At 61.0% G+C, this 21,543-nt stretch carries 18 protein-coding genes; 5 read left to right on the forward strand and 13 right to left on the reverse strand.

The annotated features are described in order from the left end of the window. The first annotated feature begins 16 nt into the window (after nucleotides 1-16). Nucleotides 17-238 carry a DUF2093 domain-containing protein gene (locus O9X91_RS00605; protein WP_142912826.1) on the forward strand — a complete coding sequence of 74 codons (222 nt, stop codon included), beginning with the start codon at nucleotides 17-19 and terminating at the stop codon, nucleotides 236-238. 111 nt (nucleotides 239-349) lie between these two features. Here the strand turns inward: O9X91_RS00605 and lpxK are convergent, their stop codons facing one another. The 6 genes from lpxK to O9X91_RS00635 all read right to left on the reverse strand — a co-directional run bounded on the left by lpxK (nucleotide 350) and on the right by O9X91_RS00635 (nucleotide 6,361). Next, nucleotides 350-1,396 carry a tetraacyldisaccharide 4'-kinase gene (gene lpxK / locus O9X91_RS00610; RefSeq protein WP_142912825.1) on the reverse strand — a complete coding sequence of 349 codons (1,047 nt, stop codon included), beginning with the start codon at nucleotides 1,394-1,396 and terminating at the stop codon, nucleotides 350-352. A gap of 148 nt (nucleotides 1,397-1,544) precedes the next feature. Continuing rightward, nucleotides 1,545-2,282 carry an HAD family hydrolase gene (locus O9X91_RS00615; protein WP_142912824.1) on the reverse strand — a complete coding sequence of 246 codons (738 nt, stop codon included), beginning with the start codon at nucleotides 2,280-2,282 and terminating at the stop codon, nucleotides 1,545-1,547. Next, nucleotides 2,276-3,598, reverse strand: a complete 1,323-nt coding sequence (gene waaA, locus O9X91_RS00620) for a lipid IV(A) 3-deoxy-D-manno-octulosonic acid transferase (RefSeq protein ID WP_077982861.1) — start codon at nucleotides 3,596-3,598, stop codon at nucleotides 2,276-2,278. The genes O9X91_RS00615 and waaA overlap by 7 nt, the downstream gene beginning before the upstream one ends. Nucleotides 3,599-3,813: 215 nt before the next feature. Beyond that, the gene (locus O9X91_RS00625) at nucleotides 3,814-4,053 is read right to left on the reverse strand and encodes a DUF4170 domain-containing protein (protein WP_006313175.1); all 240 of its coding nucleotides are present in this window, start codon (nucleotides 4,051-4,053) and stop codon (nucleotides 3,814-3,816) included. Between the two features lie 61 nt (nucleotides 4,054-4,114). After that, nucleotides 4,115-4,921 (reverse strand): 3'(2'),5'-bisphosphate nucleotidase CysQ, encoded by an 807-nt coding sequence (locus O9X91_RS00630; RefSeq protein WP_269833336.1) that lies wholly within the window; start codon nucleotides 4,919-4,921, stop codon nucleotides 4,115-4,117. A 93-nt stretch (nucleotides 4,922-5,014) separates the two neighbouring features. Beyond that, a complete protein-coding gene (locus tag O9X91_RS00635; protein ID WP_137409839.1) occupies nucleotides 5,015-6,361 on the reverse strand; it encodes a TldD/PmbA family protein in 1,347 nt (448 codons plus the stop codon). 116 nt (nucleotides 6,362-6,477) lie between these two features. On the opposite strand from O9X91_RS00635, the gene O9X91_RS00640 reads away from it, so the two are divergent. Beyond that, nucleotides 6,478-8,301, forward strand: coding sequence for a monovalent cation:proton antiporter-2 (CPA2) family protein (locus O9X91_RS00640; RefSeq protein ID WP_077982863.1), 1,824 nt, complete (start codon nucleotides 6,478-6,480; stop codon nucleotides 8,299-8,301). 200 nt (nucleotides 8,302-8,501) lie between these two features. On the opposite strand, the gene O9X91_RS00645 is transcribed toward O9X91_RS00640, so the two are convergent. The 3 genes from O9X91_RS00645 to O9X91_RS00655 all read right to left on the reverse strand — a co-directional run bounded on the left by O9X91_RS00645 (nucleotide 8,502) and on the right by O9X91_RS00655 (nucleotide 12,099). Continuing rightward, entirely contained in the window at nucleotides 8,502-9,428 is a 927-nt protein-coding gene (locus O9X91_RS00645) for a patatin-like phospholipase family protein (RefSeq protein ID WP_077982864.1), read from the reverse strand. Between the two features lie 186 nt (nucleotides 9,429-9,614). Further along, nucleotides 9,615-10,172 (reverse strand): 16S rRNA (guanine(966)-N(2))-methyltransferase RsmD, encoded by a 558-nt coding sequence (rsmD, locus tag O9X91_RS00650; protein WP_137409836.1) that lies wholly within the window; start codon nucleotides 10,170-10,172, stop codon nucleotides 9,615-9,617. After that, nucleotides 10,153-12,099 carry a pseudouridine synthase gene (locus O9X91_RS00655; RefSeq protein WP_077982866.1) on the reverse strand — a complete coding sequence of 649 codons (1,947 nt, stop codon included), beginning with the start codon at nucleotides 12,097-12,099 and terminating at the stop codon, nucleotides 10,153-10,155. Before O9X91_RS00655 ends, rsmD begins: the two co-directional genes overlap by 20 nt. A 71-nt stretch (nucleotides 12,100-12,170) precedes the next feature. Here O9X91_RS00655 and O9X91_RS00660 point away from each other — a divergent pair, with 71 nt between their 5' ends. Next, complete coding sequence (locus O9X91_RS00660; protein WP_077982867.1) at nucleotides 12,171-12,629, forward strand: nucleoside deaminase; 459 nt, start codon at nucleotides 12,171-12,173, stop codon at nucleotides 12,627-12,629. Between the two features lie 46 nt (nucleotides 12,630-12,675). Here the strand turns inward: O9X91_RS00660 and O9X91_RS00665 are convergent, their stop codons facing one another. The 4 genes from O9X91_RS00665 to O9X91_RS00680 all read right to left on the reverse strand — a co-directional run bounded on the left by O9X91_RS00665 (nucleotide 12,676) and on the right by O9X91_RS00680 (nucleotide 18,549). Then, entirely contained in the window at nucleotides 12,676-13,329 is a 654-nt protein-coding gene (locus tag O9X91_RS00665; RefSeq protein WP_077982868.1) for a hypothetical protein, read from the reverse strand. Between the two features lie 142 nt (nucleotides 13,330-13,471). Next, nucleotides 13,472-16,393, reverse strand: coding sequence for an isoleucine--tRNA ligase (gene ileS / locus O9X91_RS00670; protein WP_269833338.1), 2,922 nt, complete (start codon nucleotides 16,391-16,393; stop codon nucleotides 13,472-13,474). Nucleotides 16,394-16,672: 279 nt separating this feature from the next. Then, a complete protein-coding gene (locus tag O9X91_RS00675) occupies nucleotides 16,673-17,653 on the reverse strand; it encodes a bifunctional riboflavin kinase/FAD synthetase (protein WP_077982869.1) in 981 nt (326 codons plus the stop codon). A 47-nt stretch (nucleotides 17,654-17,700) separates the two neighbouring features. Next, nucleotides 17,701-18,549: a TIGR01459 family HAD-type hydrolase gene (locus O9X91_RS00680; protein WP_142912819.1), complete on the reverse strand. Its 849-nt coding sequence runs from the start codon at nucleotides 18,547-18,549 to the stop codon at nucleotides 17,701-17,703. Between the two features lie 368 nt (nucleotides 18,550-18,917). On the opposite strand from O9X91_RS00680, the gene groES reads away from it, so the two are divergent. Both groES and groL read left to right on the forward strand, forming a co-directional pair. After that, the gene (gene groES, locus O9X91_RS00685; protein WP_077982871.1) at nucleotides 18,918-19,214 is read left to right on the forward strand and encodes a co-chaperone GroES; all 297 of its coding nucleotides are present in this window, start codon (nucleotides 18,918-18,920) and stop codon (nucleotides 19,212-19,214) included. Nucleotides 19,215-19,287: 73 nt separating this feature from the next. Next, entirely contained in the window at nucleotides 19,288-20,922 is a 1,635-nt protein-coding gene (groL, locus tag O9X91_RS00690; RefSeq protein ID WP_077982872.1) for a chaperonin GroEL, read from the forward strand. Nucleotides 20,923-21,543 lie beyond the last annotated feature (621 nt).

The raw sequence follows: 21,543 nt of genomic DNA on the forward strand, positions 1-21,543 counted from the left end.
CAGGAGACGAAAACGGATGAACAGATTTGAAGGAGGCGGTAACCGCCCCGCCGTCATCGAATATCTCGACGGTGACTTCCGCATCGTCCAGACCGGCTCGCACGTCATCTGCGCCATGACGGCCAAGACCATTCCGCTCGATGAGCTGCGCTACTGGAGCGTGGCGCGGCAGGAGGCCTATGTGGATGCGGCGGCTTCGCTGGAAGCCGAAAAGAAGGCTGGCGATTTGCCCGCGTGAGTTGGGAAGCGGCGCGTTGAGTATTACGCGTCATGTGCCTTCCCTCATCCCTGTGCTTGTCACAGAGATGAGAAGGAAGTGGGTTCACGGCGGTTTATCTTCTTCGGTACTCTAAACCGACGTCCGCGCATTTTCCCGCAGCAAACGCGCGCGGCAGTTTCCCACCGCCGTCTCGATGATCGCCGCGGCCGCGTTGGGGTCGTCGAACACCATGTCGATTTCGATCACCAGACTGTTCCACAGCAATTCTTCCGCCCTGCCGTGGTGTCCGTTAAGCCGCACGGCATCCTTGGCCGTCGTCACCAGCTGCAGATCATCTTTGCCGGCGTCCTGCAAAAGATCGGCGATCTCGTCGTCGCTGAAATGGTGATGATCCGGGAAAGAGCGCTGCAGCACGATGTCGCCGCCGAGCGCCTCGACGGTTCGATAAAACTTGGCCGGGTCGGCGATGCCCGCATAGGCCAGCACGCGTCTTCCCCTGAAATCCTGCGGCTCCTGCGGCGTGATTGCCGCAACGAAGACGGGCTTGGCCGCCTTTGCCGCCTGCCTGACCAGCGCATCGGCCGCGTGGCCTTTGCCGACCTTCAGAAGTCCTGTCATGTGCCGCATCTGTTCAGCAAGCGGCGCCCTCACCGGACCGCCCGGCACGAGATGGCCGTTACCGACGCCGCGCATCGTATCGATGACGACAAGCGCATAATCCAGCGTCAGGCGCGCGCTCTGGAAACCATCATCCATGATGATGAGATCGACGCCTTCTTTCACCAGACGGTGTGCGCCTTCCACGCGCTTGCGGGAAATGACTGTGATCGCCTCCCGTGCCAGAAGCAGCGGCTCATCGCCGACATCGGCGGCGCGGTGACGCCGGGGATCGACAAGGGTGGTGACGTCGAGCGTGCCGCCGTAGCCACGGCTGAGAAATCCGGGTTTCAGGCCCTTGGCGACGGCGGCTCTCGCAATTGCCATCGCCGTCGGTGTCTTGCCGGCCCCTCCCACGGTGAAGTTGCCGATGCAGATGACCGGAACGGCAACGCTTGCCCTCTTCGCCGTTTGCATCCGCCGGCCGGCTATCTTGCCGTAAACAAGCGAGAAAGGAGACAGGAGCCACGCCTGCCATCCCGCTTTCTGCCACCAGAACGGCGGCGCTTCAGAAACCATCTATTCCCGCTCCCGGCCGCGTCGCCCACGGCATTCCGTTCGCCCGTCACATGTCAGGAGGTTGTTTGCCAGAAAAAACCGTAAATTGCAAAAATGGAATAAACGGGTTTGACGGAGCCGCACCCCGCCCGGCGGAAACCCACCGGGTTCAGAGAGCCCGTTCCGGCAAAAGCGCTTCGAGCGCGGTAATGTCATCGAAACAATAATCGGCATCCGCGCCAAGGCTTTCGCGTGAGCCTGTTCCGGTCAAAACGGCGATGCGCAGACCGGCGCCAGCACTCTTTGCCATGTGCAGATCGTGGTTATTGTCGCCGACAACAGCCACGCGTTCCGGCGGGAAGCCTATCGCCTCGCAGAAACCCAGGACCATACCGGGCTGCGGCTTGGTGCCGTAACCGCTGTCATATCCCGCGACAAAATCGAGGTCCTTTTCGAAACCGAAGCGGATGGCGGTCTGGCGGATGGAGTTTTCATTGTCGCTGGAGGCGATGCCAAGCTTGTAGCCCCGCGCCTTCAACCTTGCGAAAAATGCCTTGAGATCGGTTACCGGCACGGATTTATCCGCAGCCTCGGTAAATAACCGGTCGAGGCGCGCCGTCAGTTCCCCGACATCGCAGGGCGAGCCGGCGGCAACCAGACCGGCGGCGATTTCCGCCGTATTGCCGGCGGCCAGCAGGCTGTCCGGCACCACATGACCGGTAACGGGGTCCATGCCGCAGGCGGAAAGAAGCCGGTCGGCAAGAACGGGATCGCCATTGGCCGCGATGGTCGCAAGCTCGCGGTTGACCGGACCCCAGCTGGCGTCATAGCCGAGAAGCGTTCCGTCCTTGTCGAAAAGGACTGCGGCAATCGATTGTGCCGCATCAAGTTCAATATCCGCTACCATGAACCGATGGCGCTCCGCGGTTGCAGCTTGGCGGAAACGGTAAGCGGATTGATATAGGGTTCCAGCGCCTTGACGGTGGAGGACAGCGCACCGCGCATATCCTGAATGACCCGGTTGCCCGCATCGATCATCTTGTAACGCTCATTGTCGTTGACCAGCAGATAATGCACCGCCTTGGCCAACATCTCCACATCGCGGATGATACGACCGCCGCCGGCGCGGATCAGCTTCTGATAGGCCTCGCGGAAATTCTGCACATGCGCACCTGAGAGGACGGCGCAGCCGAGCATCGCCGGCTCCAGCGGATTTTGCCCGCCTTCGGCCGTCAGCGACCGGCCGACAAAGGCAAGTTCGGTCAGCCGCAGGTAAAGCCCCATTTCGCCGATGGAATCGCCGAGGAAAATATCGGTTTCCGGGGTAATCACATCATTGCGGCTGCGGCGGGCGACGGAAAGGTTCATGCCCTTCAGCATGGCTTCCACATCATCGCCGCGCTCGGGATGGCGCGGCACGATGATGGTCAGTTGGCCGTTGCGCGACTTGATCGCCGCATGCACGGTGGCGGCAGCCTTCTCCTCGCCGTCGAAGGTGGAGATGGCGGCCCATGTCTTGCGATTGCCGACCTGCTTGCGATAGTGCTCCAAAAGCGCCTCGTCACAGGGCGGCGGATCGGTATCACCCTTGAGGTTACCCGAAATCACCACCGGCCAGGAGCCGAGATCGCGGAAACGTTCAGCATCGAGATCGGACTGCGCAACCACCAGCGCCAGTTTTGAGAACAGCGATTCCGCAATGTCGTGGCGGGCTTTCCAGCGGTCAAAGGAACGGTCGGAGAGGCGCGCATTGACCCTGATCTGCGGGATGTGCCGGCGCTCCAGTTCCATCATCGTCACCGGCCAGATTTCCGATTCCGCTGTTATGGCGGCATCCGGCGCCCAATAGGTGAGGAAACGATTGACCGCGATCTTGATATCGAGCGGCACATATTGGTGGATCACGTCGTCACCGAGCCGGGTGCGGGTGAGTTCAGCCGATGTGACGGTGCCGGTGGTCAGAAGCACGTAGATATCGCGCTTGCGGATTTCGCGGATCAGCGGGATGAGGGCAAGGGTTTCACCGACACTTGCGGCATGGAACCAGACGAGCGGCCCGCGCGGGCGCTCGGCGCTCGCATAACCGAAACGTTCGAGCCGGCGGCGCTTGTCTTCCTTGCCTTTCGCGGCCCGATAGGAAAGATAGGGCTTGGCGAACGGGTAAGCGGCGATACCGGCAATGCGGTAACCGGAAAGAGCGAAACGTGCGAGACGGCTGCTCATGACATTCTGCCCTTGATCATTCCGCGCAATGCCCTGCCCCTGTTCTGGTTGTTATCGCCGCCTACTTCTTCTCAAATTGCGTCATTTTTTGTCATCGGAAACGAAAGCGCGATCACATTTTCTCGTGTCGCAATACCGTGCCCTGCTGTCTCAAGCAGGAATCACGGGAAAAACCGCCCTCACCCAATAGTATTACAACGCAAGGGGAAAAGGACTCAAATTTTATCGTCGGGATTGAGAAGACGGTGCATATGCACGATAAAATAACGCATATGGGCATTGTCGACCGTCATCTGCGCCTTGGACTTCCATGCGGTCAGCGCAGAAGCGTAATCCGGATAGATGCCAACGATATCGAGTGCGTTCAAATCCCGGAACTGAACATCCTGAAGGTTTTCAAGTTCGCCGCCGAAGACGAGGTGCAGCAGCTGTTTCGGTTTGCCAGTTTCCGTCATGTCTTTATCTCTTTCTTAAACGCTGAGAGAGGCCTTCATCTGCGGGATTTCCCGGCAAACGTCAACCGTCAGACAGATGTGAAAACGCTTTCAAAAGTTCCGGCAGCGCATAATTTGCTGCGGCGCACAATGCGGGGTGGTTTACCTGCCGGCGATTATACATCAGAGGTTTGCCATCAAGGCCGACAAGCTGGCCGCCGGATCGCTCAAGAATGAGGTCGGCGGCGGCGAGATCCCACTCGTGCGAGTTGGCCTTGACCAGCGTTCCGTCAATGCGGCCATCCGCCACCATGGCCAGCCGGTAGGCAAGCGAGGGGACGTGCGGAATGCGCTCCACGGTGTTGCGCAAGGCTTCCGGCAGATGCGCGATCGCTTCCGCCGCTGCGGCAAGATGGAAGGTTCCGCTATTGTCACGGGTTGCCGAGATGGCGGCTCCGTTCTTCAACGCCACGCCGCCTTCCACCGCGGTGAACTCCTCCGCCAGCGCTGGCGCGACGAGCACGCCGACGACCGGCCGACCCTCATGGACCACTGCAACGCTGACGCACCAGGTGTCGCGGCCGCCGATGAAGGCGCGGGTTCCGTCAATGGGATCGACCACGAAGACGGTGGTACGGGACAGCCTGTCTGTATCGTCATCCGTCTCCTCGGAAAGCCAGCCGTAATCCGGCCGGGCGGAGCGCAGGATGGTTTCGAGAATTTCATTGGCGGCGTAGTCGGCCGCGCTGACCGGCGAAAGCCCACCATTCTTCCACCAGACCTCGGGGTCCTTGCGGAAGAAACCCAGCGCCGTCTCGCCCGCCTTGCGGGCGGCTTCAAGCACCAGCCTCAAATCGGAGGCCCAGCGGGCCTCAGCCGTATCGTTCATTTTGCCGTCTTTTCCGCGCGCCTCACACGGCGCGCCCGTTTTTCTCTTCGCACTTGCACATAAAGTGCCCGCGAAAACAACCCGCAGGCCGCCTCACTTGCCAGCGATCGTCATACCTTCGATGGCGAGCGTCGGGGCTGCGACGCCGTATTTGCGGTCGATATCATTGGCCGGCGTCACCCGCATGAACATGTCCTTCAGGTTGGACGCGATGGTGACCTCGGAAACCGCGAAGGTCTTTTCGCCATTCTCGATCCAGAAACCGCTAGCGCCGCAGCTATATTCACCCGTGATCATATTGGCGCCGTGGCCGATCAGCTCGGTGACGTAAAAGCCGGTTCCGACCTGTCTCAGCAGGTCCTCCGGCGAGAGATCGCCCGGCTCCAGCGCGAGATTGGTAGAAGCTGGCGAAACCGCCGTGCCGCCGCGCACACCGCGACCGTTGGTTTCAAGACCGAGTTCCCGCGCCGCGGAGGTGGAGAGGAACCAGTGCTTCAAAACACCGTCCTCGATCATTGTCATCTTCTCGCCGCGAACACCCTCGCCATCAAAGGGACGCGAGGACGGGCCACGCACGATCTGCGGATCGTCGGTGAGATAAAGACCCTTTTTCAGAACCTGCTGGCCCATTTTATCGCGCAGGAAGCTGGTCTTGCGGGCAACCGACGCGCCGTTGATGGCGCCGGCAATCGCACCGACGAAACCGCGAGCGATGCGCGGATCGAAGACCACGGTGATGTTGCTGCCGGTATCGACCTGACGTGGACCGACACGCCGCACGACTTTTTCCCCGGCGCGGCGGCCGATTTCTTCGGCGGCATCGAGATCGGCATAATAAAGACGGCTGTCGAAATCGTAGTCGCGCTCCATCTTGGTGCCTTCGCCGGCGATGACGCTGACGGAGCGGCTGAAACGACTACCCATGTAGCTGCCGGAAAAACCGTGTGAGGTAGCGAGGACGAGGCCGCCCATACCGCTCGATGCGCCGGCGCCGGACGAATTGCTGACGCCTTTGACGGCCAGCGCCGCCTCTTCCGACGCAAGGGCTGCCTCACGCAGCTGATCGGCCGAGACTTCGGTCGCATCGAAAAGCTCGAGATCGTCGTAGGACGTCGCAAGCCGCTCCTTATCCGCCAGGCAGGCAAAAGGATCTTCGGGCGAGACCTTCGCCATGGCGACGGCCCGTTCCGCCAGCGTCTTCAGGTCAAAGCCGGGATTGGCCGAAACGCTCGCCACCCGGCGGCCAACGAAGACGCGCAGGGAAAAATCGTCGCTTTCGGAGGATTCGGTGCTTTCCACCTTGCCGAGCCGCACGCCGACCGACTGCGAGCGGGAGCGGACGACAACGGCATCCGCCTCATCCGCACCGGCGGCGCGGGCAAGATCGACAAGCTGGCTGGCGCGATCGAGAAGTTTGGAAGAATCTATTTCTGAGGACATGAGTTGGCCTTTCATTCCTGTTCCATTTATTGTGCCAGCAACCCCGCATCAAGGGCGAAACGCCGCTTTCTCCATTCGGACGGTATTGTCGCCACCCTATTCGAAAGTCCGCAGCCATGACCGAGCACGACGCTCTCTTTTCCGAACCATTGCTGCTTCTGGCCGGCGCGGTCATCGCGGCCTCGGTTTTCCGCAAGCTCGGGCTTGGCACCGTGCTGGGCTATCTGGTGGCGGGCATCGTCATCGGGCCGTTCCTGCATCTGGTCACCGATGCGAAGGACATCTTCAATGTTTCGGAACTGGGCGTGGTTTTCCTGCTCTTCATCATCGGGCTGGAACTGAAGCCATCGCGCATCTGGCAGATGCGGCGCGATATTTTAGGGCTGGGGATGGCGCAGGTGCTGGTGACCGGCAGCGTGCTGGCGGCGATTGCCTGGTGGGCAGGGCTGATCGACTGGCGCGGCAGCCTCGTCGCGGGTTTCGGTCTAGCGCTTTCTTCCACCGCCTTTGCGCTGCAAATTCTTGCCGATGACGGCGACATGAATACGCGGCACGGCAACCGGTCCTTCTCGATCCTGCTGTTTCAGGATCTCGCCATCGTGCCGCTTCTTGCTCTCGTCACCATTCTTTCCAACCGGCCGGATGTGCCGACGGATTCCATGGTATCCGATCTCATAGCCTCCGTCGTTGCGGTGGCGGGCATGATCCTTGCCGGGCGCTATCTTCTGACGCCGATGTTCCAGATCATCGCCCGTACGGGTGCACGCGAGGTGATGATCGCCGCCGCCCTCTTCGTCGTTATCGGCGCCGCCGCCGTCATGGAAGCGGTGGGCCTGTCGATGGGCATGGGCGCGCTGCTGGCGGGGCTGATGCTGTCGGAATCCTCCTACCGGCACGAGCTGGAGGCCGATATCGAGCCGTTTCGCGGACTGCTTCTGGCGCTGTTCTTCATGGCTGTCGGCATGTCGCTGCATATCCATATCGTCTATGAAAACATCCTGCTCATCCTGATCACAGTGCCGGCGATGATGGCGGTGAAGGCGGGGCTGATCTATGGCCTCTGTCGCATCGCCGGCTCTTCGCGCTATGCGTCGAGCCGCATCGCCCTGCTTCTGGCGCAGGGCGGCGAATTCGGCTTCGTGCTCTTCACCACGGCTGCCGCCTCCGGGCTGTTTCCGCAGGCGACGGCCTCGATCCTCGTTGCGGTCGTCACGCTTTCCATGGCGCTGACGCCGCTTCTGGCGGTGATTTCACGGCGTCTGACCGCGGAGGATGCGGAAGAGGACAAGCTTGAGGAGGATTTCGACGGCGCGGGCGCGGATGTGCTGATGATCGGTTTTTCCCGTTTCGGCCAGATCGCCTCGCAAATCCTGCTCGCTGGCGGGCGCGACGTGACCGTCATCGACAGTTCGGCCGACCGCGTGCGGCAGGCCGCCCGTTTCGGCTTCCGCATCTTTTTCGGCGATGGCACCCGCAAGGACGTGCTGATCGCCGCCGGCATCGAGCGGGCAGATCTGGTTGCGGTCTGCACTCACAAAAAGGAGGTGACCGACCGTATCATCGACATGATCCAGTCGGAATTTCCAAGCGTGCGCATCTATGCTCGCTCCTATGACCGCATCCATTCGCTGGGCCTCAGAAAGAAGGGCGTGGAATACGAAATCCGCGAGACGCTGGAATCCGGCCTGCTGTTCGGCAGGCGCATTCTGGAAGGGCTGGATATGGATGGCGAAAGGGCGTTGGCGATTGCCGACGACATTCGCGAACGCGACGAAGAGCGGTTGCAGTTACAGGCCGTGGAAGGCATCGCCGCCGGCCGGCAGATGCTGCATAACAAGCCGGTACGCGAAGTGAAGCCCGAACCGCTGATGAAGCCGAAGACCAAGGCTGAAAAGTGGGAAGAGGATGCGGAAGACAGCGAGACGGAAGTATCGCTGTGAATTGAGTTCAACTTAGTGACTGGGAGAGCGCCACTTGTTTCTTCTCCCCGCCGGGGAGAAGGTGGCCCGAAGGGTCGGATGAGGGGGCAACGTTGCCGTAACTCTCTACCCTCGCCCCCTCATCCCGCTGCCGCGATCTTCTCCCCGGCGAGGAGAAGAAACGAGTGGCGCCCGCTCGCTCCCTATTCAGGATTTAACGCTCAAGCCTCCACGCCCTGCCCGCGGTGAAACAGCTCCACCTGCATCTCGATATGGCGTTTCAGCTCGTCTTTAATACCGGACGAGGCGTTCAGCACTTCTTCCGACTTCAGGAAGTCGAGCACGCCGAAACGGTGGACCGGGGGGCGAAGGAAAATGTGTGGCGGGCGTAACCTCAGTTTCAGGGCAATCGCCGCCTGCATCATCAGCTGGCTGGCGCCGAACAGACTATCCAGCCGGTTCGGCATGGTGGTGCCGTCACCTTCCGGGCCACCGACGACATCGACGCCGATGACGATATCGGCCCGATCCAGCAGATGTTCATAGGGCACGGGATTGAAGATGCCGCCGTCGATCATGATGCGGCCATCGATGCGCACCGGCATGAACAGTGCCGGAATGGCGGCGGATGCCGCCAGCGCCTGAATGATCTCGCCGCTTTCCACCAACACTTCTGTCTGGGCGTAATAATCCGTCGTTATCACTTTGAGCGGAATGGCAAGCTCGGAAAAATCCTTCGGCAGGGCCTGCGGCATCAAGGCGTGCAGGATGAGTTCGAGGTTGAACTGCCCGAGGCGAAAACCGTCCACCGCATGGCGCATCGATGCCGGGCCGAGGCTCCAGAGCCGGTTGGCGACCGATCCTTTTCGTCCCATGAGTTCAAGCGTGTATTCGCGGATTTCCCGGCCGGTCATGCCGGCCGCCATGCCCGCGCCGATGATGGAGCCTATGGACGAACCGGAAATCGCAACGGGCCGGATGCCGAGTTCGTCCAATGCCTCGATGACGTTGATGTGGCAGATGCCGCGTGCGCCGCCGCCGCCGAGCGCCAGTCCGAAAGTCGGCTCATGGCCACCCGCGCCGTCACCTTCGAGAACCTCTTCCCCGGCGCGGACGATCGTTATGCTCTCGTTTACACCCTGCTCCATGCGAATACCCAAATTCTTTCCACGGCAAAGATTCTGCCTATTGCGCAAACAAGACAAGACCGTGGCATGACGGTAAGGTGTTCCTGTCGGAGTGTTTTCGCTTTTCTTCCAAGCGCGGAAACACTCCAAATCTTTTCTGTCGCATTTCCGGACGGAGAACCGGGCTCCACTTTTCCTGGAAATGCTTCAGGGCTCGTAGCGGTAGAAATGCATTTTCGTATCGCCGAAGATGCGGCTTTCCAGCGGTTTGAATACCGGATCGACCTTCACCGCCACATCGCCGCGCTCTTCGAGAATGGCAAGCGCGCCAGGTGTCAGCCAGCCGCCGCTGTGCGCTGCCGCGAAAGCCTTCTCACCATGGCCATGGCCATAGGGCGGGTCGGCGAAGAGAAGATCGAAGGGCTCTATATTGTTGACGCCGCCGAGCTTGGTGGCATCACGCCGCAGGATGCGGGCGCGGCCATGCAGACCCAGCGCATCGATATTTTCCCAGAGCAGCCCCCTGCCCTCCACGCCGTTTTCGACGAAGAGCGCCACACGACAGCCGCGCGAAAGCGCCTCCAGACCGACGGCGCCGGTTCCGGCGAAAACGTCCAGAACGCGCGTGCCGTCCAGACTTTCCGGATAGGCGTGACTCAGAATATTGAAGAGGCTTTCCCGCGTCCTGTCGATGGTCGGACGAATGGAATTCGATTTCGGCGCGGCCAATGTCCGGCCGCGGAACTCACCGCCTACGATCCGCATTACGTGTCATTCCCCTGCCTCCAGAAGGTTTGCCACCCGGGCCTTTGCCGCCCGGCTTGCCGCCGCCGGGACCGCCGGGGCCTTTGCTCTTGCCTGAGAAACCTGAACGTTCGCCCGATTTTCCGAAAGATGGTTTGCCGAAACCGGGTTTGCCGCCCGGCTTGCCGCCACGCGGCTTGTCGCCCGCCGGGCGCTCGCCGCGTGGGCGATCACCCTCTTCACGGGGCCTGTCGCGGAACGGACGGTCACCGAAGGGTTTTTCACCGCGGGCGGTGCGATCACCGAAACTCTTTTCGCCGCGTGGGCGGTCGCTGCGCGGACGATCACCCTCTTCACGCGGCTTGTCACGGAACGGCCGGTCGCCGAAAGGTTTGCCGCCGCGTGCCGGGCGGTCACCGAAGCTCTTTTCACCGCGCGGACGGTCGCCGCGCGGGCGATCACCCTCTTCACGCGGCCTGTCGCGGAATGGCCGGTCGCCGAAAGGTTTGCCGCCGCGTGCCGGGCGGTCACCGAAGCTCTTTTCACCGCGCGGACGGTCGCCGCGTCCGCGACCACCTTCTTCTTCGCGGGGAGAATCCGAGCGGATCCACTCGCCCTCGGCATCCGCATGCCGCACGACGTTGCGGCGCGCCTCGTCCTGGGCGGAAGGCTTCTTGAAGAGGTTTTCGGCTTCCGCGCGGGCGGAAGACTTGCGCTCCTTGCCGTCACGGGTGGGCCTTGCACCGGGCGCCATCCAGACATTGGCCGTGCGGCTGGTGCCGGCGGGCTGGCGGGGGCGACGGTCGTCGCCCTCATCCTCGCTGCGGCCCTTGGCGGCAAATTTCCCGGCGGGCTTGGAACCGAACTTGCCAGCCGGCTTATCGCCGCGCTTGGTATCCAGCCGTCCAAGCGCCTTTTCACGACGATCCTCGGACTTGCCGCTTTTTTCGAAACGCGGCTTGCCTTCCGGCGCATCGCTCTTTGCCCATTCGGATTTCACGGGCCGCTTCGGCGTGTCGTCTTCTTCATCCTCAACGGGCGCATTGTAGATCGGCGCGTCGAAATTGGCGCCGGCCTGTTCGATGAGACGCGGGCCGAGCTGGTCGCGCAGCATGCGGCCGCGCACTTCCAGCACCTTGCCTTCGGGCAGATCGCCGAGCTGGAACGGACCGTAGGAAACGCGGATCAGGCGGTTGACCTCGAGACCGAGCGCGCCGAGCACGTTCTTGATCTCGCGGTTCTTGCCTTCACGCAGGCCCATGCTGATCCAGACATTGTGGCCCTGGGTGCGGTCGAGCGTGGCGTCGATTGCGCCGTAGAGCACGCCGTCGACGGCAATGCCTTCCTTCAGCTTGTCGAGCGCTGCCTGATCGACCTCGCCATGGGCGCGCACGCGGTAGCGCCGCAGCCAGCCGGTGGTCGGCAGTTCCAGCACGCGGGAAAGACCGCCATCGTTGGTGAGCAACAGCAGGCCTTCGGTATTGATATCGAGACGGCCGATGGAGAGCACGCGCGGCAGTTCACCCGGCAGATTGTCGAAGACGGTCGGGCGGCCTTCCGGGTCGGAATTGGTCGTCACCAGACCGGCGGGCTTGTGGTAAAGCCACAGGCGCGTGCGCTCGGCGCCGCGAATAGGCATGCCGTCGACTTCGATCTTGTCGGACAGCGTGGCGTTCACCACCGGCGTATCCAGCTTGACGCCGTTCAGCGATACGCGGCCTTCCATGATCATGCGCTCGACATCGCGACGCGAGGCGACGCCTGCGCGCGCCATGATCTTGGAAATGCGCTCGGGCTTGGAGCCGCCAACGGTTTCCGGTGCCGGGGCGGCCTTTGCCTCGGTCGGTTTCTTTTCGCGCTCTGCGGCGGGCTTACCGGGGCCTTTCGGCTTCCTGTCGCGGCTAATTGTCTTGCCGCCGTCACGCTTCGGCTTGTCTTTAAAAGTCATTTGCTGTTTGCCTGTTGTTTGGGCTGTCCTATCAGGTCCAAGCACAAGGGTTAAGAGGAAATTGAATCGCAATGGCCGAAAGGACGCATTTCATGGAGCTGGCGCTTGTCGAAGCCCGTGCCGCGGCTGAGCGGCAGGAGGTTCCGATCGGCGCTGTACTGGTTCTGGACGGCCGCGTCATCGCCCGTTCCGGCAATCGCACCCGTGAATTGAACGATGTGACGGCGCACGCCGAAATCGCCGTGATCCGCATGGCCTGCGAGGCGCTGGAGCAGGAACGCCTGCCCGGTGCCGATCTCTACGTGACACTGGAGCCTTGCACCATGTGCGCGGCGGCGATTTCATTCGCCCGTATCCGCCGGCTTTATTACGGCGCGCAGGACCCCAAGGGCGGCGCAGTGGAGAGCGGCGTGCGTTTCTTCAGCCAGCCGACATGCCACCATGCACCGGATGTCTATTCGGGTCTGGCGGAAAGTGAAAGTGCGGAGATTCTGCGGCAATTTTTCAGAGAGAAACGCCTCGAGGATTGAGCGGCGAGCGGGAGAAACAAATTTCCCGCCAGCCATCAGTCATATTTTACTGAAAGGGGTTCCACCAGCTCTTGCCGGTGTTCGCCACGGCCGCTTCTTTCTTGCGGCGCTTTGCCTTCTTCTGCTCCGGCTCACCGAGATCGGTCAGCTGATCCTGCGGAAGGCTGCGATATTCGGCTGGCGGATCGGTCAGGAACTTGCGCTGGGCATTCACCACGGAGCCGCCCTGGGCGTCAGCCTTGGCCTTGCGGAAGGCTTCCCATTTCTGACTTTCGGTCATCTGGCCGGCGGTGCCGTTGCCGGCGAGCAGCGGCGAGCGGTAATGCGGGTTGTTTTTGTTGGCGTCCGCCTCATCGCGCAGACGTTCACGGGTTTCTTCCGGCGATTCGACCCATTGCGGATTGTTTTCGCGGTTCGCCATGTTCTGCTGCGGCGTGGTCAGCTGTTCGGCGCGGGCCTGGGCGGGAACGACGAGGCCCGGGCGGGGGCCGTATTTCAGGTTGCGCTTGCTCTGGTCACCGGTGATCGAGGTCGCGTTGCCGAGGTCGTCGACCAGCTGTTCGGCCGCCGTCTTGCCCGTACCGTAGGTCGGGCTGGTGCAGGCGCCCAGCAGCACGCCTATCGTCGTGACGCCAACAACCGTGCGAAACATGCCCAAACCCTGCGCACTACCCTGCCCAAAAGCCTTCATCATCTTCATTGAAACCCTTCCAGCCGTCCGTCCCACTTCGCCAGACATCGTCTTTCGGCAGGCGGCAGCCCGCATTGCCGTGCAAATCCGGCCATTTTCAGGCAGGTGTACCGGATGAAGAGGCAAAGCGCAATTCATCCGGTCATTTTCGTTACGAGAGTGCGGCTAGCTCACGCAGGGCCGCCGCATCGCGGGCCGAGACGTCGGGATACTCCGGATCGGACCCGACATCGGTGGTGATGCGCCAGGAGCGGGCGCATTTTGCACCTTCCGCCAGCTTCTGTTCGACCACGACCTTCGCCACTTCCGGCAAACGGAAGCCATCGGCCGGGCCTTCATCGCCCACCACCGAGATGGCCGAAGTGATGCAGATTTCGGCAAAATCCTGCCCCTGCAGCGCCGCCAGAAGATCGGCGTCGGCAATGTGGACGACAGGGGCAGCTTCCAGTGAAGAGCCGATACGCTTTTCACGGCGTTCCACTTCAAGCGCGCCAGTGACGACCGTGCGGACCTTGCGGATCTTCTCCCACTTGGCTTCAAGCGCATCGTTTTTCCATTCCGCCGGAATTTCCGGGAACTGGACGAGATGCACCGATTCCGCATCCGGATAGCGCGACAGCCACGCTTCTTCCGTCGTGAAGGGCAGCATTGGCGCGAGCCACGATACCAGGCAATCGAACAGCTTGGCGATGACGGACAGGGCCGCGCGGCGCTTCAGCGACGACGGCGCGTCGCAATAAAGCGTGTCCTTGCGGATATCGAAATAGAAGGCGGAAAGCTCGACATTGGCAAAGTCGATCAGCGCGCGGGTGATCTTCTTGAATTCGAAACCGTCGTAACCTTCGCGAACGACGCCATCCAGTTCGGACAGGCGATGCAGCACCAGCTTTTCCAGTTCCGGCAGATCGTCATAAGCGATCTCCTCGCCCTCGTAATGGGCGAGCGTGCCGAGCATCCAGCGGATGGTGTTGCGCAGCTTGCGATAGGCATCGACATTTGTCTGGATGATGGCCTTGCCGAGGCGCTGGTCTTCCCAGTAATCCGTGGTCATGACCCAAAGACGCAGGATGTCGGCGCCCGACTGGCTCATGACTTCCTGCGGGGCAACGACGTTGCCGAGCGATTTCGACTGCTTGCGCCCCTGCTCGTCCATGGTGAAACCATGGGTCACAACGGCGTTATAGGGCGCACGGCCACGCGTGGCGCAGCTTTCCAGCAGCGACGAATGGAACCAGCCGCGATGCTGGTCGGAGCCTTCAAGATAGACATCCGCCGGCCATTTCATGTCCGGGCGGTCTTCCAGCGTGAAGGTGTGGGTGCAGCCGCTGTCGAACCAGACGTCGAGGATGTCCATGACCTGCTGCCATCTGGCATGGTCGTGGTCATTGCCGAGGAAACGTTCCTTGGCGCCTTCGGCAAACCAGGCATCAGCGCCTTCGGCCTCGAAGGCCTCGAGAATGCGGGCGTTGACGGCTTCGTCGACCAGAACTTCACCCTTCTCATCGGCGAAAACGGCAATCGGCACGCCCCAGCTGCGCTGGCGCGACAGAACCCAGTCAGGCCGGCCTTCGATCATGGCGCGCAGGCGGTTCTGGCCGGAGGCCGGCACGAAACGCGTCTGGTCGATGGCGTCAAGCGAACGAGAGCGCAGCGTCGTGCCGTCGCCGAGTTCCTTGTCCATATAGACGAACCATTGCGGCGTGTTGCGGAAGATGACAGGCTTCTTGGAGCGCCAGCTGTGCGGATAGCTGTGCTTCAGGCGGCCGCGCGCAAACAGGTTATTGGCAGCGATCAGCGCCTTGATGACGCGCTCATTGGCATCGCCCTTCTTGCCGTTATCGTCCATGACACGGGCAGCACCGCCTTCGGCCGACGGGCCGAAACCGGGGGCGTCTTCGGTGTAGAAACCGGCGTCATCGACCGGGAACGGGATTTTGGTATCGATCCCGCGTGCTTCAAGGGTGCGGACGCTGTTCGTCCAGGCATCAAAGTCCTCGCGGCCATGGCTTGGTGCGGTGTGCACGAAGCCCGTACCGGCATCGTCCGTGACGTGATCGCCATCGAGAAGCGGAACCGGAAAGGTGTAGCCAAGCGACGCCAAAGGATGGGCACAGGTGATGGCGGCCAATTCTTCGCTTGTCACATCGCGAACGAACTTAAAGGTCAGCTTCGCCTTGGCCGCGGCCTCATCGGCAAGCTTCCTGGCGAAGATCAGCTTTTCACCCGGCTGCGGGCCGAAATCGTTCTGCGCGCTTTCGACTTCGAACAGGCCATATTCGACCCGCGAAGAGAACGCGATGGCGCGGTTGCCGGGGATGGTCCACGGCGTCGTTGTCCAGATGACGACGGAGGTACCGAGCAGGTCCGTCATAGTGGGACCATCACGCAGTACAAATCTCACCGGGAACTTCACCCAGATCATGTCGCTCTCGACATCGTGGTATTCGACTTCCGCTTCCGCCAGCGCCGTGCGCTCGACCACCGACCACATGATCGGCTTCGAGCCGCGATAAAGCTGGCCCGTCCGGGCGATCTTCAGCAACTCGCCGGCAATGCGGGCTTCGGCGTGGAAGTTCATCGTCGTATAGGGGTTTTCGAAGTCGCCTTCGATGCCGAGACGCTTGAACTCTTCCGACTGAACCTTGATCCAGCCGGCCGCGAAGTCACGGCATTCCTTGCGGAATTCGTTGACCGGAACCTCGTCCTTGTTCTTGCCCTTGGCGCGGTAGGCTTCCTCGATCTTCCATTCGATCGGCAGGCCGTGGCAATCCCAGCCGGGCACATAATTGGCGTCGTAACCGCGCATCTGGAACGAGCGGGTGATGACATCCTTCAGGATCTTGTTCAGCGCGTGGCCGATGTGGATGTTGCCGTTGGCATAGGGCGGGCCGTCATGCAGCACGAATTTTTCGCGGCCGGCGGCGGAGGCGCGCAGCTTTTTGTAGAGGCCCATTTCCTGCCAGCGCTTGACCGTTTCCGGTTCCTTCTGCGGCAGGCCGGCGCGCATCGGAAAATCCGTCTGCGGCAGATAGAGGGTGGAGGAGTAATCCAGTTTTTCTGCGGTGTCGCTCATAATCATACCGTTGTTGCGCGCCGTGTCGGTCGCGCCGTCTCAATTTCAAAGAGGGCAAATACGGAAAGCGCCATGACAAAAGTCATGACAAGCGCCAAAATCCCGGACCTTCCGGCTCGTCAGAGCGGGCGGAAGGCCGGGCCAATAATTCGGCCAATCTGAGTTTTAAACATCAACCGGTATTGGGACATGGCCGGTTGTTTATGCGGTTTTCCGGCAAAAAGGAAGAGAAAAGCGACGGCGTTCTCGGCCGGAACAGTGCTAACCGGCCTTCCCCGGTCAGAACGCGATCCTGGCGTCCAGTTCGCTGAGCGGGCGCACGCCCGATAACATCGCCCTCGCCTCTTCTTCATCGCGCCTGATCTGGGCGACGAGCGGATCAAGACCGTCGAATTTCAATTCATCGCGCAGGTGCCCGAAGAAGGAGACCGAACAGACCTCGCCATAAAGATCGCCGGAAAAATCGAAGACGAATGTTTCGAGCAGCGCCGCACCGTTTTCGGTGACGGTCGGGCGGTAACCGAAGCTCGCCACGCCATCGCGGATCGAACCGTCCGGGCGGCGGAACCGCACGGCATATATGCCGGCCTTCAGCTCCGTTTCCGGCGCCAGCGCCATGTTGGCGGTCGGATAACCCAGCGTGCGACCGAGCTTCTGGCCGCCGATGACTTCGCTTTCCACCGTGAAGCGATAGCCGAGCAGGCCGGCGGCGCCCACCACATCGCCTTCGCACAGAAGCGAGCGGATGCGGCTGGAGGAGACGACATCCGCACCTTCGTCGCGGAAGGCATCCACCAGCGTCACGTCGAAACCGTGGCGTTTGCCGGCCGCCATCAGAAATGCCGGGCCGCCTTCGCGGCCCTTGCCGAAATGGAAATCGAATCCGGTGACAACAGCGCTGGCGTGAAGCCAGTCGACCAGAATGGACTGGACGAATTCCTCCGCCGAGCGCTGCGAAAATTCCCGGTCGAAGGGATATTCGATGACGGAGCGGAAACCGATGGCCTCGAGAATGCGCGCCTTCAGCGGCGCGGGTGTGAGGCGGAAGACCGGCGTATCGGGACGGAAGACGGAACGGGGATGCGGCTCGAAGGTCAAAACCAGCGCGGGCACGCCGCGGGCTTCCGCCAGTTCCAGGGCACGATCCAGCACAGCCCGGTGGCCGCGATGCACGCCGTCGAAATTGCCGATGGCGATGACGCCGCCGCGAAGGGCTTCCGGCAGCGGCTCCTTTTTTTCATTGCGGTGAAAGACGGTCATGGCAATCGATCCATTCCTGCGCCAGCTATTCCTTAGCCGAGACGGCTTCAAGCAAGACGGGGCATCCACCAGCCGGGAGCAGCACCCTGCCCCTTGAGATAGGCGTTGAGAAGCGCCTCGTCCGTCTGGCCGTTCAGCGTATATTCGGCGGCGTGAATGCCGCCGCTGATATAAAGAAGGTTGAGGCCGCTCGCAATCGCGCCCTTCACATCCGTCGGCATGCCGTCGCCGATGGCGAGCACGCGGTCCTTGGCGAAGGCGCCGCGCACTTCCTTGGCCGCCGCAAGGCAGGCCTCATAGATCGGCGCATGCGGTTTGCCGGCAATGCGGACCTCGCCGCCGAGCTGTTCGTAATAGGCCGCCATGGCGCCGGCGCAGGGAATGATGCGCTCGCCGCGCTCCACCACAAGATCGGGGTTGGCGCAGATCATCGGTGCGTTGCGGGCGATGAAGCCCTTGAGCATTTCGGTATAATCTTCCGGCGTTTCCGTCTCGTCGTCGAAAAAGCCGGTGCAGACCACGGACTGCGCTTGTGCCTCGCCAACGACGTCAACATCAAGGCCTTCCAGCAGCGGCATGTCGCGCTCGGGGCCAAGCAGGAAGACCTTTTTCGGGCCTTCCGCAATCAGTCCGCGGGTCACGTCGCCAGAGGTGATGATCCGATCATAAGCCTCATCCGGCACGCCGAGAACGCGAAGCTGGGCGATGACGCCGGGAGCGGGGCGCGGCGAATTGGTGATGAGCACCACCGTCTTGCCGGCCTTGCGCGCTTCGTGCAGCGCAACTGCCGCATCCGGAAAGGCGCTGACGCCATTGTGCAGCACGCCCCAGACATCCGAAAGAATAACGTCGAACCCAGCCGTGATTTCGCCGAGGGTGAGAATGCGATGGGCCATGAGATGCTTTCCGGATGCTTAGAAAAGGGTGAGCGTCACATCGCAAAGCGGGACGCCAATGGCAAGGAAAAAAGCGCCGCCAGGGCGGTCTTTGACCCGCCTGACGCAGCATGAACACAAATACCCCCTAGATACGATGCGGCCGCAACCCGCGAAAAGAATGTCGTCGTAGCACCTGCCCGCACATGGGAAATTTCTGTCATGGAACGCTGATAACCATAAGCCATGAAATTTTTCAGACAGGGCGTTCTTGACTCCGGCAGAAGCCCTCCTTATCTCGGTTCCGCTGGCACTCGATAAACGAGAGTGCTAACACCCATCAGGCGAGTGCAAAAACTCGCGCAGTCATTTGATCGAGGGATTAGACAATGACAAGCACCAACTTCCGCCCGCTTCACGATCGCGTCGTCGTTCGTCGCGTTGAGTCCGAAGAAAAGACCAAGGGCGGCATCATCATTCCCGATACCGCCAAGGAAAAGCCGCAGGAAGGCGAAATCGTCGCCGTCGGTTCCGGCGCACGCGATGAGTCCGGCAAGGTCGTCGCTCTCGACGTCAAGGCTGGCGACCGGGTTCTGTTCGGCAAGTGGTCGGGCACCGAAGTCAAGCTCAACGGCGAAGACCTTCTGATCATGAAGGAAGCCGACATCATGGGCATCATCGGCTGATTTCGGCCAACCCATCCTTCCTTAAATTTCAAGCCGGACCCGTTCCGGCCATTCGAAACCAGGAGTTTTGAACATGGCAGCCAAAGAAGTAAAATTCGGCCGCACAGCACGCGAAAAGATGCTCAAGGGCGTCGACATTCTTGCTGATGCAGTGAAGGTCACCCTCGGCCCGAAGGGTCGTAACGTCGTTATCGACAAGTCCTTCGGCGCTCCGCGCATCACCAAGGACGGCGTTTCCGTCGCCAAGGAAATCGAACTGGAAGACAAGTTCGAGAACATGGGCGCGCAGCTCGTTCGCGAAGTTGCCTCCAAGACCAACGACATCGCCGGTGACGGCACCACCACCGCGACCGTTCTGGCCCAGGCCATCGTTCGCGAAGGTTCCAAGGCAGTTGCTGCCGGCATGAACCCGATGGACCTGAAGCGCGGTATCGATCTGGCCGTCGCTGAAGTCGTCAAGGACCTTCAGGCCAAGGCCAAGAAGATCAACACGTCCGAAGAAGTTGCACAGGTCGGCACGATCTCTGCAAACGGCGAGCGTCAGATCGGCCTCGACATTGCTGAAGCAATGCAGAAGGTCGGCAACGAAGGCGTCATCACCGTTGAAGAAGCCAAGACCGCTGAAACCGAACTCGAAGTCGTCGAAGGCATGCAGTTCGACCGCGGCTACCTGTCGCCCTACTTCGTGACCAACCCGGAAAAGATGATTGCGGACCTCGAAGACGCATACATCCTCCTGCACGAAAAGAAGCTCTCGAACCTTCAGGCCATGCTGCCGGTTCTCGAAGCCGTCGTTCAGACCGGCAAGCCGCTCGTCATCATCGCTGAAGACGTCGAAGGCGAAGCTCTTGCAACGCTCGTCGTCAACAAGCTGCGTGGCGGCCTCAAGATCGCTGCTGTCAAGGCTCCTGGCTTCGGCGACCGCCGCAAGGCCATGCTGGAAGACATCGCCATCCTGACCGGTGGTACCGTCATCTCCGAAGACCTCGGCATCAAGCTCGAAAACGTTACTCTCGACATGCTCGGCAAGTCGAAGAAGGTTTCGATCTCCAAGGAAAACACCACCATCGTTGACGGTGCCGGCCAGAAGTCCGACATCGAAGGCCGTGTTGCCCAGATCAAGGCGCAGATCGAAGAAACCACCTCCGACTACGACCGCGAAAAGCTGCAGGAACGTCTTGCCAAGCTCGCTGGCGGCGTTGCCGTTATCCGTGTCGGCGGCTCGACGGAAGTCGAAGTGAAGGAAAAGAAGGACCGCATCGACGACGCTCTCAACGCGACGCGCGCTGCCGTTCAGGAAGGCATCGTACCGGGCGGCGGCGTTGCCCTGCTGCGTTCCTCCACGAAGATCACCGTCAAGGGTGAAAACGACGATCAGGAAGCTGGCGTCAACATCATCCGCCGCGCCCTGCAGGCTCTGGTTCGCCAGATCGCAGACAACGCGGGTGACGAAGCTTCGATCGTTGTTGGCAAGATCCTCGAGAAGAACGAAGACAACTACGGCTACAACGCCCAGACCGGCGAATATGGCGACCTGATCCAGCTCGGCATCGTTGACCCGGTCAAGGTTGTCCGCACGGCTCTGCAGAACGCAGCCTCGGTTGCTTCGCTGCTGATCACCACCGAAGCCATGATCGCCGAGCTTCCGAAGAAGGACGCTCCGATGCCGGCAATGCCGGGCGGCGGCATGGGCGGCATGGACTTCTAATCAGTCCTGTCACCGGAATTAAGAAAGGGCGGTCTTCGGATCGCCCTTTTTCTTTGCCGGTACCTACGTGATTGACGGAAGGCGGCGCAGCTTAACGGCCTCATCCTTGGGCCGTCCCCAAGGATCTAATCACATCCAATAAAATCAGTCACTTGCAGGTTCTTGGGCCTCTCCCAAGGAGGACGTCGACGCTCTCGCGAGAGATGCCACATGGAATCAACAGGTTGCACAATTCTTAAGGCCGCAGGAGGAGAAGTTCGTGTATTGTCCCGTTTTGGAACAGGCGTGATTTTATCCGGCTATTTTTTGCAGCCCTATGCAATAATGGGGCACATTCACCAGCGAATCGCCACCCCATACGGGGCCGACCTCAACTCGGACCGCCTTACAAGTGCGCTGTTTAGTTGTACTTTTTCGCATGCCTCACGATTTTGAAGAAGAAATACATAATATTTTTGATTTTCTCACTGAGTGGTTGTTGTAGGTAGTGGAAAATAAACTATAAGTCACCCCCCGTAAGGGTTCCGCGCCGAGGCGGCCACGCATTGAAGGGGTTTCGATGTATGGCAAATACGCTCGACTGCGGGTGGCTGTAAGGGTTCAACCTGGCAGTGGCGCTTG

This window comes from Agrobacterium salinitolerans (genome assembly GCF_027498475.1).
Taxonomy (GTDB): Bacteria; Pseudomonadota; Alphaproteobacteria; order Rhizobiales; family Rhizobiaceae; genus Agrobacterium; species Agrobacterium salinitolerans.